Source organism: Mycolicibacterium celeriflavum, from assembly GCF_010731795.1.
Classification (GTDB): domain Bacteria; phylum Actinomycetota; class Actinomycetes; order Mycobacteriales; family Mycobacteriaceae; genus Mycobacterium; species Mycobacterium celeriflavum.
On the sequence record NZ_AP022591.1, the window covers coordinates 94,904 to 107,791 of the forward strand.

The following is a 12,888-nucleotide window of genomic DNA, read 5'->3' on the forward strand; positions in this document are numbered from 1 at the left end:
AAACCGACTGTGAAGTGCGCCGTCAGGGTTTCGAACCCCGGACCCGCTGATTAAGAGTCAGCTGCTCTACCAACTGAGCTAACGGCGCGCGGGTGCGACAATAACAGGCCCCGCCGCGCAGGGTGAAATTCCTACCGACCCGGGTGGTCGACGACGCCGGCGTGGCGCCTCGTGTCCGAGATTGCCCTTAGACTGTTGCCAAGAATCATCGATTTGTCAGCCCTGTTTGCGAGGTGGAGTGAGCAATGTGGCGAGTCCGTTCAGTGGCCCGTCCGCGTCGACGCGCATGGTTGGTGGCTCTTGCGCTGGTTCCCGCCGTGGCGCTGGGGCTGTCCGCATGCGGTGGCAACTCGGCGCCGCCACCGCCGCAGGTGATCGAACACAAGGGCACCCCGTTTGGTGACCTGCTGATTCCGAAGCTCACGGCCTCGGTGACGGACGGCGCAGTCGGGGTGAGCGTGGATACTCCGGTGACCGTCAGCGCGGGGGATGGCGTGCTCGGCGCGGTCACCATGGTGAACGAGTCCGGCAAGTCCGTTGCCGGCAAGTTCAGTCCCGACGGGCTGTCCTGGTCCACCACCGAACCGCTCGGCTTCAACAAGAGCTACACGCTGACGGCGGAATCGCTAGGGCTCGGCGGGGCCACCACCAGGGAGATGACGTTCGAGACCCATTCGCCGGAAAACCTGACGATGCCCTACGTGATTCCCAACGAGGGTGAGGTTGTCGGCGTCGGGCAGCCGGTCGCAATCCGGTTCGACGAGAACATCCCCAATCGGCTGGCCGCTCAGAGAGCCATCAAGATCAAGACCGACCCGCCGGTCGAGGGCGCGTTCTACTGGCTGAGCAACCGCGAGGTGCGGTGGCGGCCTGCGAAGTACTGGAAGCCGGGCACCAAGGTCGAGGTCGCGGTCAACACCTACGGCGTCGACCTCGGCGACGGCCTGTTCGGCCAGGACAACGTGAGCACGCGCTTCACCATCGGCGACGAGGTGATCACCACCATCGACGACAGCACCAAGACGCTGACCGTCAAACGCAACGGCGAGGTGATCAAGACCATGCCGGTGTCGATGGGCAAGAACAGCACGCCGACCAACAACGGCACCTACATCGTCGGCGACCGCCTCTCGCACATGGTGATGGATTCGTCCACCTACGGCGTTCCGGTCAACTCGCCCAACGGGTATCGCACTGAGGTGGACTGGGCCACCCAGATCTCCTACAGCGGCATCTATGTGCACGCCGCGCCGTGGTCGGTGGGCAGCCAAGGCTACAGCAACGTCAGCCACGGCTGCATCAACGTCAGCACGAGCAACGGGCGATGGTTCCACGACAACTCCAAGCGCGGGGACATCGTCGAGATCGTCAACACCGTGGGATCCACACTCCCCGGCACCGACGGTCTGGGTGACTGGAACATCCCGTGGGAGCAGTGGAAAGCGGGCAACGCCGGCGTCTGACCCTGAAAACGCCGAACGCGGCCCTCAGCATCCCTGCGAGGGCCGCGTTCGTGTCTGCGGGGTGGCTGACGGGACTCGAACCCGCGACATCCAGGATCACAACCTGGTTGCAAAAAGCGCATATATACGCAGGTCAGAGCTTATTTCTTGAGGGCGATTTTGCAACCTTATTGTGGACTAAAGTGCCTGTTGATAGACACAAAATCCCAGCTGAGAGTTGCTATAAGGTTGCAACCTTAAGTGCTACGGTAGCGCCATGAGGACGGCCAAGAAAGACGGTCAGGGCGTTACAGCTAGACGGCGCTCATGGGGCACCTTGCGCACCATGCGCAACGGCCGGATACAGGCGTCCTACGTCCACGAGGACGGTCACCGCTACTACGCAACCCACACGTTCGACGCCAAGATCGACGCCGAGGGTTGGCTAGCCAACGAGCGTAAACTGATCGCGCTGGGGGAGTGGTCACCGCCCGAAGCCCGTGCCAAGGCGAAGCTGCTCGCCGGTGTCACTCTCCGCGAGTATGCCGAGCAATGGCTATTGCATCGCGACCTTACCCCTAAGACCCGGTCGCTGTACCGGTCCCTACTCGACTCCCGCATCCTGCCCGTACTGGGCGATGAGTTTCTCCGCGCTGTTACGCCGGCGATGGTGCGCGGATGGTGGGTCGGGCTGGGGAAAGCTACGCCCACCCGCAACACGCACGCCTACCAACTCCTCAAGGCCATGTTCAACACCGCCGTGCAGGACAAGGCGGCGACCGAGAACCCGTGTCAGATCAAGGCGGCGGGGAAGCCACCCAAGGCCCGCGATGTTGACGTGCTGACACCGGCCGAACTGGTCACGGTGGCCCAATCCGCACCGGAGCGCTACCGGGTCGCAGTGCCGCTGGCCGCGTGGTGTGGCCTGCGATTCGGCGAGCTGATCGAACTTCGCAGGAAAGACGTCCACACGTCGGGGGATCGCATGGTGCTCAAAATCCGCAGGGCGGCAACCCGCGTGGACAACGAGCTAGTGGTGGGCGTGCCCAAGACCGACGCGGGCATCCGTGACGTGACCGTGCCGCCGCATGTCGCAGCGATGCTGAAGGCCCACATGTCGAGATACACGGGCAGCGGTCCCGAGGCCTTCCTGTTCACGACGACGCGCGGCCAGCGGCTCTCTACTACAGCGTTCACGAAATCCGTGAAACGGGGTTTCACCAACGTGGGGAAGCCAGACATGCGGGTCCATGATCTTCGCCATGTCGGGGCCACGCTCGCCGCGCAGGCAGGTGCGACCACCAAAGAACTGATGAAGCGGCTAGGGCACACCACGCCCGCGATGAGCATGCGCTATCAGCATGCCGCCGCTGAGCGTGATGCGGCAATCGCCGACGCCCTCTCTCGGCTCGCCGAAGCGCCGTCTATCACGTCAGGGCGCTAACCATCGGTACAGGCCGGTGTGAAGTCAGTCACAACTTGCGCTAGTGTTTTGTAGCAGAGCCTCCCACAAAAGGGCTTATGGCCTTGTGTAGCAAGTGGTTTAGACTGCAAGTACATGCCTGCGTGTACTTCTATCGTTGACGTATGAGTGTCGCCTGCCAGGGTGATGGGACCACCGTTTTGCCATGAGGATGGGACCGGTTGTTTCCGGTCGCGGGCCGTGTGGTGATGGTGACCGATGATGGTGCCGCCGGTCAATCCGACGGATTGGTGTGGGCCGGATTTGCGGGGCGGGGTTTCTGGCGCTGCCGGTAGGACTCGCCTTCGACGACGAGTTCGTAGGCCGCGGATTGCAGCCGGTCCATCGCGGATTGGGCAAGGAGTGGGTCGGCCATCATGGTCAGGATCTCTGGTGGTTCACGGTTGCTGGTGATGATGGTCGACGCGGTGCGGTGGCGCTCGACGATGAGCTCGTAGAAGTCGCTGGTTTCGGTGGCTTCGAGCCGGTGCAGCGCGAGGTCGTCGATGATGAGTAGCTCGACGCGGTGTAGTTTGCGCATCTCGTCTTCGTAGGTGGCGTCCAGGCGGGCACCGCGTAGGCGTTTGAACAGTTTGTCGGCGCGTTCGGTGTGCACGCTGTGGTGACGCCGGACGGCGACGTGCCCTAATGCGTTGGCCAGGAACGTTTTCCGACTCCGACCGGCCCCATGATGAGCACGTTGTAGGCGTCGGCGAGGAATCGCAGCGAGGTCAGCTCTGCCCACAGTTGTTGGTCGTAGGTGATCGCTGCGGTGTCGTCCCAGGCGTGTAGCTGCATCTGCGGGTCCAGGTGAGCGGCTTTGGCGCGCCGTGCTGCGGATTGGCGGTCGCGGCGGGTGACCTCGTCAGCCAGCAGCATCTCCAGGAAGTCGTGGTGCGGCAGCCGATTAGACCGGGCCAGCGCCAGCCGCTCGGGCAGGGTGTCGAGCAGCTGGCCGAGCTTGAGGCGGCGCATCAGCGCTTTGAGGTCGCTGGAGACCTCGATCGGCTTGACCGCCGGGGTGGTGTCGGTCGGGCGGGGCTCATGAGGGCCTCCGCACCGTGAAGTCGGTGGCAGAGCGGACGAACCGCGACGCCGTCGCTGGCGGTTTCGCCATCAGCGGCAGCTGCTCGCCCGCACCCCGGGACAGCATGCGCTCGATCAGCCCGACGTCGATGACTTCGGCGTCCAGCGCGCGGCGGCAGGCGTCATCGGCCGCGCCCGCGCCGTGGCGACGCACCAGCCCGAGCAGCCGGTAGACCTGGCGCATCTTGGTCCACGGCAGCGGATGCTCCAGCACCGCCGCGGCATACGCGCCGACATGGTCACCGTGCGCTGATGCCTTGCGCTGCAGGGTGTTCAGATCCCGCATCGCATAGACCGACGCCTCGGCCGGCAGATCGGCGGGATCGGTCTGGCGGCGCCCGGCGCGACGACGGGGTGGACCTTGATCAGCTCACCGCGCCAATACAGTTTGACCGTGCGCGCATCGGCCCGGGCATCCAGCCGCCGACCCACCAGCTCCCCGGGGACGCTGTAGAGGGCCTTGGCGATCTGCACGTGCCGATCCGGGGCGACCTTGGGATGGGTCCAGGTCGGGATGTCGAACACGTCATCGGGTGCCGCCTTGAGCTTGGGTGCCTCGTCGGTGGCGAACACCTCGGCGGGCCGGCATCGGGTGGTGCCGTGCACCCGCATCCCGGCCACCTGCGCACACCACTGCTGGGCTCGCGCCCGGCAGTCGTCGATGTCGCGGAACTGTTCTCCGGCGAAGAAATTCGACCTCACATACGGCACACTGCGCTCGACCCGCGGCTTGTCGCGCGGGCTGCGTACCCGGGCGGGGTCCACGGCGAACCCACGAGCCTGGGCGTACTCGCGAAACGCGTCGTTGAGCTTGGGGTCGGTCGCATCGGCCTTATCGACGATGGCCTTCATATTGTCGGGGATCACCACCGCGAACACCCCGCCGAAGAACGCCCAGGCAGCCTCGAACCCGCCGATCACATCATTGAGTGTTTGGCGGTAGGTCGGCCAGACGAACATATGCCGCGAATACACCGCGGTGAAGATCAACCCGTGCACCACCCGGCGGCGCCCGTCGGCTGCGTCGGTGAGCATGCCCAGCCGGCCGAAGTCGACCTGCACTTCGGCGCCCGGCTCACCGTCGGCCACCCGAACCGTGGTCTGCCGCTGCCCGAACCCCAATTCCGTTACCGCATAGCGGTGCAACGTTCGATACGACACCACCACACCACGGCGGCCCAGCAGTGTGTGCACCTTGGTCAGCGTCAGGTCCTGATCCAGCCACGCCTTGATCTGCTCGCCCTGAGCGGCGATGGTCTCCACGCCTCGCTCTTGCCGTTGGGCCGACTCGGCCGCACCCCGGCGATCACCGCCGCCAACAGCTCATCGGTCAGCTGGCAGACATCGCCGTCACGGTCCAGCCCGCACGCGCGTGCCCGATCCACATAACGGCGCACGGTCTTGCGGTCGGTGCCCGATAGCCGGGCCACCTCACGCAGTCCTCGACCCTGCAGCCACAGCCGCAGCATCTCCTTGATTTCGATCACCGACACCTCCCGGTAGCTCATTCGGCCAATACAGCGGCCGAACGACCGGAAGCCCCGAAGCCACGCCGGGGTGGTCCCATAACTGGCAAAGCAGCCAGCCCGGTGGTCCCATCAGTGGCAAGCAGGCGGTCCCATACTCATGGCAAAACCGGCGCCGAGCTGGTCCCTTCTAGCTGGCAGCCGACAGTATGAGCACAAAAGGACAGGTCGGGGTACAGAAGTCGCTTCCGGCCCTGCTGAGTATTCAACAATCCGCAGACGTGTTCGGGTTGTCGGCGAAGACTATCCGGCGCTGGCTCGCTGAGGGCCGGATTAAAGGCTGCCGCCTCGGTAAGCGAACGATACGCATTGACCGGGACAGCCTGCTGGCCGTCGCGCGGCCGATGGGTGCGCGGTGAGGGTCGAGGTTCTGAGCGGGATCGCAGTGAATCTCGACGGTGGCGCGGCGTGAAACCTGCTCCGGCTGCACAAGACCCAATTGATAGTCTTAAAAAGACGGGAAAGCGCGGACCGACGTCGAAGTGGCAGCCCATCGCCGGGCATCCCGACTTTCAGCTTCATCCGGACGGCAGGGTCCGCAAGACCTCAAACCGGCACCCTGTGACCGACCCATTCCTACTCGATGAACTGCGCGGTGAGCAGACGGCTCCGTCCTCGCGACCGTGGTACCTGCGGTGCTGCGGCCGACGCTGGCATGGTTCGTTGTTTGCCGCGCGGATGCATCAAGCGAAATGCCTCGAATACACGAAACACGAACGTCCGCACGCGGTTCGGGGCAGAGCGGCAGTCCATGCGCGTCACCGCACATCCGATACCGGCGGCACCGGTGATGCCCGCCTCCGCGTGCTCGACGTCCCGCCGAGGATTCTGTTCGGGGAGTACGGCGGCGACCTCTGGATCACGTTTGTGCCGCCCACGGTGGCCGACGACTTCAACTGAGAGCCGGATACGGCTGTCCAAATCTCGTGACTCACAAGGAATTCGACATGATGTGCAACCGTGGGCGGCACCTGATCAAGGTGGCTGGCCGGCCGTGCTCGCAGTGCGCGAAAGAGCGGCAGACCGCGCAGCGTCACCGCAACGCCGAAGGCCGGAAGCTGGCCCAAGCACTACAGGATCGCCGTGTCCCGCTTGATCCCGACCGGATCGCCGAAGGCCACCGACTGCTAGTCGTGCTTGACATGGCCCGCGCCGTGGATCGCGAAATCCGTTGAACTCAACCAAAAGAACTGCGTGTAATGGAATAAGCGGACAATGGGGGATCTATCTTTATGACCTACGAGTTCGAAACCATGACGTTCGCGCAATCCATGAAGTTGGGGGAAGCCGAGAACTGGGTTATCGAGAACGTCATTGGCGCGACCACAACCCTGCTTTACGGTGAGGCCAAGTGCGGGAAGTCATTCCTAGTGTCGGCCCTGATCAAAGCGCTGGCGACCGGCGATGACTTCCTCGGCGCACCAGTCCCGCAGGACCGAGCATTTTCGTTTGCTATCTGCTGGTCGGACGACATGGGTGCCATCGAGTACCGCGACCGAATTCTAACCGTCATGGACGATCAACCAGAGGCCGGATTCTATCGGCTGCCGATTATGCGAACGCAACAGATGTGGCAGGCGCTCTACGAGCGGGTGATGAGCGATGGCCACAACTTTGTGGTGATCGACAACCTTTCCCAGGCGGTCAACGGCTCTGTAAACAACGATGACGTGATGCGCGAGTTCTTCGACGGCGTACGGCTGTTCGTGCGTGCGGGCATTCCGGTCGTCGTGGTGGCGCATTCGTCGGACAAGTTCAACGCCAACGGTCACAAGTCGGAACTGCCGCTGGGGTCGTCCTACATCTCTCAGGCGGTGCGCTGGCGAATATTCGCCAAGCGGTCGCGCAAGGGGAACATGACCCTCAAGTTCATGGGAAACCACGCTGAGCCCTACGAGCTAACCCTGCTGCACGGGGCTGGTGCCCGGTTCGACGTGATCGACCGGAGGGTGGCCCGATCCGACGAGACTGATAAGCCGAAGCAGCAGCGCACCAAGTCGCGGCTCGACGCTGGCGCTGAATTGCTGGATTGGATGAGCGCCAACTGTAACGGCATGACGCTACGGGAGGCCGCGGCCAAGCTTGCAGCGGGCGAGGGCATCACGGAGAACACGGCCAAGCAGCGAATCAACCGCGCCGGCATCCGCAAAAACGGTGACGGCTGGGCGCTAAGTCCGTGTACCCGCTAAATCGCTCTGACCAGCACGTTTCTTGGATACGCTTCCCTACCTCAAGTACCCGGAAAAAAGCGCCTGTGACCTGCATGGGGACTGGGTACGGGGTACCCCCCTATATAGGTATTCGATGCCTCACACCTATACCCCCGGCCTGTTACTTTTCGACGATTGCGGACCAGGGGCATCGGGCTTATCGGTAGACGGTTCAACAACAACCGGACCACTTACGGAACTCACACCTAGCCAACCAACCCGTTCCCCTGCCTACCTCTTGGTACGCCGCGAGCGTTAGCGAGCACTGCGGGTCGCGGTATCGCCGGTGTGGTGAGCGCAGGCGCGAAGGGAGCGCACGCGACCGTAGCCGCTGCGCGGGTGGGTGGTTCCCCTTTTGGGGGGCGTTATGTCCCGTTGGGCAGCGTGGCTGGCTGGGGTAAGGCAGTGGTGGGGTTGGCATGTGCCGGTTAAACAATTCCCATTCTGCAAACTTCAATCTTGAACGCTATTTCTAAAAGGTATTTCTAATAGGGCCGCCTCATCAACGCGGCGATTTTCACCGAAGGGGACATTCAAAGGTTGGCATCAACCGAACACAAAGCCGAAACCGACGAACTGGTCAACATCATCCTTGAGGGGAACCACCACTAATGACCACCAACAAGAAGCGGCTCGAATTTCTGCGCACCAAGGACGGCGTCAAGTTGATGGGTTGGACCTTCTCCCTGCACGTGTCCTACGACGAGATTCTTCGGCTGAATGAATTCGTCGCCAGCGGTGAGCGCGCCACGACGCCGAAGCTTGAGAACCAATGGGATCGCTCGACCCTTCGCCGCGCGCCGCAGCGTGAGCTTGAGATGGAGCTGGACCGCCGCCAACGCCTGCACGCCGATCGCGCCACGCGCGGCCTACCCTCGGATCTACTTGAACGCGAGCTAGAGAAGCGCGGCCGTCTCGAACCCGAGGATGCCGAAGCATGAGCCGAACCCTGGACCGAACATTCTTCGCGCCGGCGCCGAACGGCGGCGCGTGGGTCAACGTACGTGGCGCATCGCTGTACTTGTCCGCCGGCCAACTAGCCGCACTGATCGACTGGCTGGCTGATGGTCGGCCCGATCAGCGACCGGCGCACCGGACTGGCCTACGGCCGTTCGGGAGCGGCGATGAGTGACCACCACATCGCCGTCATAGTGGACGGCACCCCCGTCGAGATGATCTCAGATCCGACAGGCCACCACGGCGTTGTCGAACTCGACGGCCTGCGGCACATCGTGTACGCGACAATCGTGCGCTGCGGGCCGCAAGCCGTCAGTCCGCCGAAAGCCCGCCTGCGGCGCTACGTCGGAGGCATTGAACAACCTCTAGAGGCGCACTCGTGAAGTACGACAGATCGAAATTCAACTTGGAGGAATGCCATAACCGCCGGATCGCCCGGGGTGACTTCAACATCGAGAAGGCGACGGATGGCGAACTGACCTACATGATGACGGTCGCCGAACTGTGGAGGGCCAGCGGATACAACGGAATCCGCGCCATCGGCCGCGCGCTTTTCACGACCGTAGACGCTGAGAAGGCGCGTCGTGAGTGGAAGTGGCATGGCGAAATGGCCGTGTTCGACGCAATGATCGCCGCCGAGAACCAGCCCGAGCCGCTGCCGTCGCCCGATCCGTCAACGCTCCCCAAGTGGTCCGACTTGCCGCCCGAGCCCATGCCCGACGTGTCTGCCCCTGACGGGTAGCCCCCGACCGACTACCAAACCCCATTTACTTCCCGTCCGGCACGGACGGTTCGGGCTTTATCTCGTTGCCCGCCAACACCGATGGCACGTCGCTCTGTTGGGAACTGACGAGACTCTCCGGCACCGGGAGCAATCTATTCAACATCTCTCTCATTAGGAGAAACGTGTCCTACAACGACAAGATCGCACGGCTGCAAAAGCTGCGCAACGAGGCCACGGCCAAGCGCCGCGCCATCACTGATCGGGTTGAGCGTGAACAGCGCGCCGACCTCAGCGAGAATGAAGCCGCGGCGTTCACGTCGCTCACCAAGAGCGTCCGCGACATCGAGGATCAGATCGAGCAACTCCGCGATGACGCCACCCGCGCCGGCCATGACAATCCCGACGTCATCGCGATCGCGCAGGCGGTCGCTCGCGTGGACGACAGCCGCACCGGCCACGGGTGGGCACACCGGGCGGCCGATGCCATCCATAAGGCAAATCGGTTCGACGGCGAAAAGCGCGCCATCACTGCGAGTTCGATCGACATTCCGACGCTCGTACAGCCGAATGTGGTCCCGATGGATCGACCGGGCCGAATCATCGACCTGTTGGTCGACCGGCAGACGGTGCAGTCCAACGCTTACGAGTTCTGGCGTCAGACGACGCGGACGAACAACGCGGACGTTGTGGCCGACGCCGCCGAGAAACCGGTGTCCGTGTTCACCGTGACACCGATCGAGGATCGCGTCAGAGTCGTAGCGCACCTAAGTCAGCCCGTCGCTAACAGGTTGTTCTTTGACCACCAAGAGCTACGCACTTGGTTGGACAGCGAATTGCGCGAAGGTCTGCTTGATGCCCTTGAGGCGCAGGTCGTCTCGGGCTCAGGCACGGGCGAGGACATGAGCGGCATTCTCACCGTCGCTGGCACGACGGCCGTCCCGTTCGACACCTCCGTCCCGGTCACACTGCGCGGTGCCCTCGCAACTGCTCAGACCGCGGGCACCATGGTGAACGGCTGGGTCCTGAATCCGGCCGACGTAGCCGACCTCGACCTGTTGCTCGAAACATCGGGATCGGGCTATCTGCTCGACGGCTATACGAACACCAACACCCGCAGCGCTAACGTGTTGGGCGGTCCCGACATTGCGCGTGTGGTGAGTCCGAGCGTGCCGGTTGGTACGGCGTTGCTGGCCGACTGGTCCAAGGCACGCACCTACGTTCGCGAAGATGTCCGGATCGACCTGGACCCGTTCACCCACTTCAGCACGAACCAGACCGTGGTCCGCGCTGAGATGCGAGTCGGGTTCGCCGTGCTCCGTCCCGAGGCGTTCTACGTCGTGGATCTCACTGCCTGATGTTCGACTACGATCCTGAGCGTCACGGCGATTTCCTCGATGTTGAGGATTGCGCCGAGCGTATGGGGCTCAGCGTCAAGCAGGTCATGGACTTGGTTCGGCGTGGCGCGTTGCGTTCACTGCCGATCGGGTTCGGTGAGCTGTTGGTCGAACCGGCAATAGTCACGGGAGCGGTCACAACGCCGTGACCCGTCGCGCCGGGGTGTCGCTGATTCCAGCGGCGCCCGGCGCACCCCAAACATGTTGCGCACCACGGGGGGACCCAAGAGTCTCCCACCGGCGCGGACACATACACCTGTCGCCCACGACATCGGGGTTCTCGGGCAGAGTTCAACATAACATCAACATTGATGAAGGATGCCATTCGAGTGCCGGTGGTTCGCTGTCACTGGTGACAGGCTTACCATCGAGGCGGGCCGACTCGATCTTTTGAAACACGCTCGCTCGCAATAGCTTTGGGCTTTGGGGGGGCGTACTCGAAAGTTGAAGCCCAGAGGTCGCAGCACCTACGTCAGGAACTTTTCCGTCCCCGAGATGGCGAAGGGTCAAAAAGGCGTTTCCGCAGGTAGGGGGATTTCTGCCATCACGGCAACGTGTCGAATCCGTTGCGCCGCAACATCATTAAACCATCGAAACATGCTGTACTGCAAGCTAATTCGCGAATCAGAGGGACCATGACCATATCGAAACCACCCCGCGCGCCAACGGGGCTGAAGGCCCGTGGAAGCGGACTTTGGCGCGAAATAACGACTGTTTATGCCCTCGATGTGGGCGAAATCCAACTGCTTCGGGAGTTGTGCAAGGTGGTCGACCGCATCGAGGAATTGGACCGCATCCTTGCCGAGGATGGCCTACTGGTCACCGGCAACCGTGGTCAGCTCCCAAGAGCACACCCGTTGTTGATGGAACTGCGAGAGGAACGGAAGGCCGTGGTCCGCCTCGTCGCCGAGCTGGCCCTACCACTCCCGGGTGAACAGATCGGCCGGCGCCGTAGCCCCCAGCAGAAGACCGCTGCCCGCTACGACCTGAGAGAGGCGTAGCCGTGGCACGGCTACGTGAGGAACGCAGCGGGTGGGATTGGTGGAGAGAAATGGACTATCCCCCCGGTCCGCTCCGCGAGTTCAATCCAGACGATTGGCCCGCAGCCACTGAACGCGAGGCATACAGCCAGTTTTGGGACGCACGCAGAGCCGCCGCACCACGCGGCTGGGTCATCGCCCGCCTTAGGATGCGGCGACACCGACGACGGGCGAAGTACCGCGCGACGTGAATACCTGGAAGCTGTGGCGGATCGCGGACGGCGCGCTGGTGTCGCTGCGGGCGTTCCGCATCCTGGGAAGGCTTGCGGTCCTGCCCACCACTGGCCTGATGCGGGCAGTATGTCCGATCGCGGGTCATCTGCCACCGCGCGAAGGTTGCAGCTGTGGGGTTTACTCCTGCCCGTCCCCAGGGTCGATGCTGCGGTACGTCGCCACGGCCGAGCGACCGTATGCGTGTGCGTTGACCTTCGGCACCGCTGAGGGGCGGCTCGTTGATGGCACGTTGGGGGGCAGCATCGCCGGGATCTGCTCGACTCTGTACCGCGCCCGCGCAATCCTGATCACCGACGAGCCCCCGAACGGATACGCCCTACCGATCTACCGGGGCATGTTCACCGTCGCCACCATGCGCGAGGTCGCGAAATCCTGAACCCATAAGACGGGCATGCGCCTACGCTTGGTTATGCGCTCGCTCGGCCAGGCGCTGGTCCTAATGATCGTGCTCAGCGCGATCCTCGAAATGTGGCCCTACCTGCTGGCAGCGGTCGCCCTAGTCGTGGTTGTGAGGCTGCTCGCCTTATGGGATGCAGTGAGCGAGGAACGGCGCGCCGACGACGCCGAGAGAGCCGCTTACCTGATCGAGCACGCCGATCGCGAGCACGCTCAAGTGCTGAACGGTGACGTTGCCGGTGTCTACGGCTCCTATCCCGTACCGGAGGAACTTCGCGGCGTGGGTATCTGGCTGGCGGGGGCCCCAAAGAGTTGGCGGTCCCCCACAACCCGGCCGGTGAGATCAACATGTGATGGCGTTAGGTGCCGAATCAACCGCGTGCGGGGCGGCATGTGCGTCAGCATTTAGATTTAGTC

General features: G+C 63.3%; 14 protein-coding genes, 1 tRNA gene and 2 pseudogenes. 14 read left to right on the forward strand and 3 right to left on the reverse strand.

Annotated features, from left to right (window positions below; translation table 11 throughout):
- Window positions 1-15: 15 nt before the first annotated feature.
- Window positions 16-88, reverse strand: a tRNA-Lys gene (locus tag G6N18_RS00400).
- 157 nt (window positions 89-245) lie between these two features.
- On the opposite strand from G6N18_RS00400, the gene G6N18_RS00405 reads away from it, so the two are divergent.
- Both G6N18_RS00405 and G6N18_RS00410 read left to right on the forward strand, forming a co-directional pair.
- Window positions 246-1,463 carry a L,D-transpeptidase gene (locus G6N18_RS00405; RefSeq protein WP_083006034.1) on the forward strand — a complete coding sequence of 406 codons (1,218 nt, stop codon included), beginning with the start codon at window positions 246-248 and terminating at the stop codon, window positions 1,461-1,463.
- A 256-nt stretch (window positions 1,464-1,719) separates the two neighbouring features.
- Window positions 1,720-2,886, forward strand: coding sequence for a tyrosine-type recombinase/integrase (locus G6N18_RS00410; RefSeq protein ID WP_234806240.1), 1,167 nt, complete (start codon window positions 1,720-1,722; stop codon window positions 2,884-2,886).
- A 253-nt stretch (window positions 2,887-3,139) separates the two neighbouring features.
- Here the strand turns inward: G6N18_RS00410 and G6N18_RS00415 are convergent.
- Together G6N18_RS00415 and istA are read right to left on the reverse strand one after the other, a co-directional pair.
- Window positions 3,140-3,879 (reverse strand): annotated as a pseudogene (locus G6N18_RS00415) (ATP-binding protein).
- Between the two features lie 67 nt (window positions 3,880-3,946).
- Window positions 3,947-5,498: pseudogene (gene istA / locus G6N18_RS24835) on the reverse strand (IS21 family transposase).
- Window positions 5,499-5,665: 167 nt separating this feature from the next.
- On the opposite strand from istA, the gene G6N18_RS00425 reads away from it, so the two are divergent.
- The 12 genes from G6N18_RS00425 to G6N18_RS00480 all read left to right on the forward strand — a co-directional run bounded on the left by G6N18_RS00425 (window position 5,666) and on the right by G6N18_RS00480 (window position 12,880).
- Window positions 5,666-5,875 carry a helix-turn-helix domain-containing protein gene (locus tag G6N18_RS00425; RefSeq protein ID WP_083006957.1) on the forward strand — a complete coding sequence of 70 codons (210 nt, stop codon included), beginning with the start codon at window positions 5,666-5,668 and terminating at the stop codon, window positions 5,873-5,875.
- Between the two features lie 49 nt (window positions 5,876-5,924).
- A complete protein-coding gene (locus G6N18_RS00430) occupies window positions 5,925-6,416 on the forward strand; it encodes a hypothetical protein (protein WP_133052486.1) in 492 nt (163 codons plus the stop codon).
- A gap of 26 nt (window positions 6,417-6,442) precedes the next feature.
- Entirely contained in the window at window positions 6,443-6,691 is a 249-nt protein-coding gene (locus tag G6N18_RS00435) for a hypothetical protein (protein WP_083006952.1), read from the forward strand.
- 57 nt (window positions 6,692-6,748) lie between these two features.
- Window positions 6,749-7,705, forward strand: a complete 957-nt coding sequence (locus tag G6N18_RS00440) for an AAA family ATPase (protein ID WP_083006950.1) — start codon at window positions 6,749-6,751, stop codon at window positions 7,703-7,705.
- A 632-nt stretch (window positions 7,706-8,337) separates the two neighbouring features.
- A complete protein-coding gene (locus G6N18_RS00445; protein WP_083006947.1) occupies window positions 8,338-8,667 on the forward strand; it encodes a hypothetical protein in 330 nt (109 codons plus the stop codon).
- Between the two features lie 123 nt (window positions 8,668-8,790).
- Window positions 8,791-9,066, forward strand: a complete 276-nt coding sequence (locus G6N18_RS00450; RefSeq protein WP_083006944.1) for a hypothetical protein — start codon at window positions 8,791-8,793, stop codon at window positions 9,064-9,066.
- The gene (locus tag G6N18_RS00455) at window positions 9,063-9,425 is read left to right on the forward strand and encodes a hypothetical protein (RefSeq protein ID WP_083006942.1); all 363 of its coding nucleotides are present in this window, start codon (window positions 9,063-9,065) and stop codon (window positions 9,423-9,425) included. The genes G6N18_RS00450 and G6N18_RS00455 overlap by 4 nt, the downstream gene beginning before the upstream one ends.
- A gap of 164 nt (window positions 9,426-9,589) precedes the next feature.
- A complete protein-coding gene (locus G6N18_RS00460) occupies window positions 9,590-10,762 on the forward strand; it encodes a phage major capsid protein (protein WP_163689774.1) in 1,173 nt (390 codons plus the stop codon).
- Window positions 10,762-10,950 carry a hypothetical protein gene (locus G6N18_RS00465; RefSeq protein WP_083006938.1) on the forward strand — a complete coding sequence of 63 codons (189 nt, stop codon included), beginning with the start codon at window positions 10,762-10,764 and terminating at the stop codon, window positions 10,948-10,950. The genes G6N18_RS00460 and G6N18_RS00465 overlap by 1 nt, the downstream gene beginning before the upstream one ends.
- Window positions 10,951-11,529: 579 nt before the next feature.
- Window positions 11,530-11,802 carry a P27 family phage terminase small subunit gene (locus G6N18_RS00470; RefSeq protein ID WP_083006935.1) on the forward strand — a complete coding sequence of 91 codons (273 nt, stop codon included), beginning with the start codon at window positions 11,530-11,532 and terminating at the stop codon, window positions 11,800-11,802.
- 226 nt (window positions 11,803-12,028) lie between these two features.
- On the forward strand, window positions 12,029-12,451 hold the full coding sequence (locus tag G6N18_RS00475; RefSeq protein ID WP_083006932.1) for a hypothetical protein: 423 nt from the start codon (window positions 12,029-12,031) through the stop codon (window positions 12,449-12,451).
- Between the two features lie 33 nt (window positions 12,452-12,484).
- The gene (locus G6N18_RS00480; RefSeq protein WP_133052485.1) at window positions 12,485-12,880 is read left to right on the forward strand and encodes a hypothetical protein; all 396 of its coding nucleotides are present in this window, start codon (window positions 12,485-12,487) and stop codon (window positions 12,878-12,880) included.
- Window positions 12,881-12,888: the final 8 nt, after the last annotated feature.

Excerpts from the sequence above, each read along its gene's own strand:
- G6N18_RS00425 (WP_083006957.1), top strand. The coding sequence starts at position 5,666 with ATGAGCACAAAAGGACAGGTCGGGGTACAGAAGTCGCTTCCGGCCCTG.
- G6N18_RS00480 (WP_133052485.1), top strand. The coding sequence starts at position 12,485 with ATGCGCTCGCTCGGCCAGGCGCTGGTCCTAATGATCGTGCTCAGCGCG.
- G6N18_RS00450 (WP_083006944.1), top strand. The coding sequence starts at position 8,791 with ATGGTCGGCCCGATCAGCGACCGGCGCACCGGACTGGCCTACGGCCGT.
- G6N18_RS00405 (WP_083006034.1), top strand. The coding sequence starts at position 246 with ATGTGGCGAGTCCGTTCAGTGGCCCGTCCGCGTCGACGCGCATGGTTG.
- G6N18_RS00465 (WP_083006938.1), top strand. The coding sequence starts at position 10,762 with ATGTTCGACTACGATCCTGAGCGTCACGGCGATTTCCTCGATGTTGAG.
- G6N18_RS00410 (WP_234806240.1), top strand. The coding sequence starts at position 1,720 with ATGAGGACGGCCAAGAAAGACGGTCAGGGCGTTACAGCTAGACGGCGC.
- G6N18_RS00445 (WP_083006947.1), top strand. The coding sequence starts at position 8,338 with ATGACCACCAACAAGAAGCGGCTCGAATTTCTGCGCACCAAGGACGGC.
- G6N18_RS00440 (WP_083006950.1), top strand. The coding sequence starts at position 6,749 with ATGACCTACGAGTTCGAAACCATGACGTTCGCGCAATCCATGAAGTTG.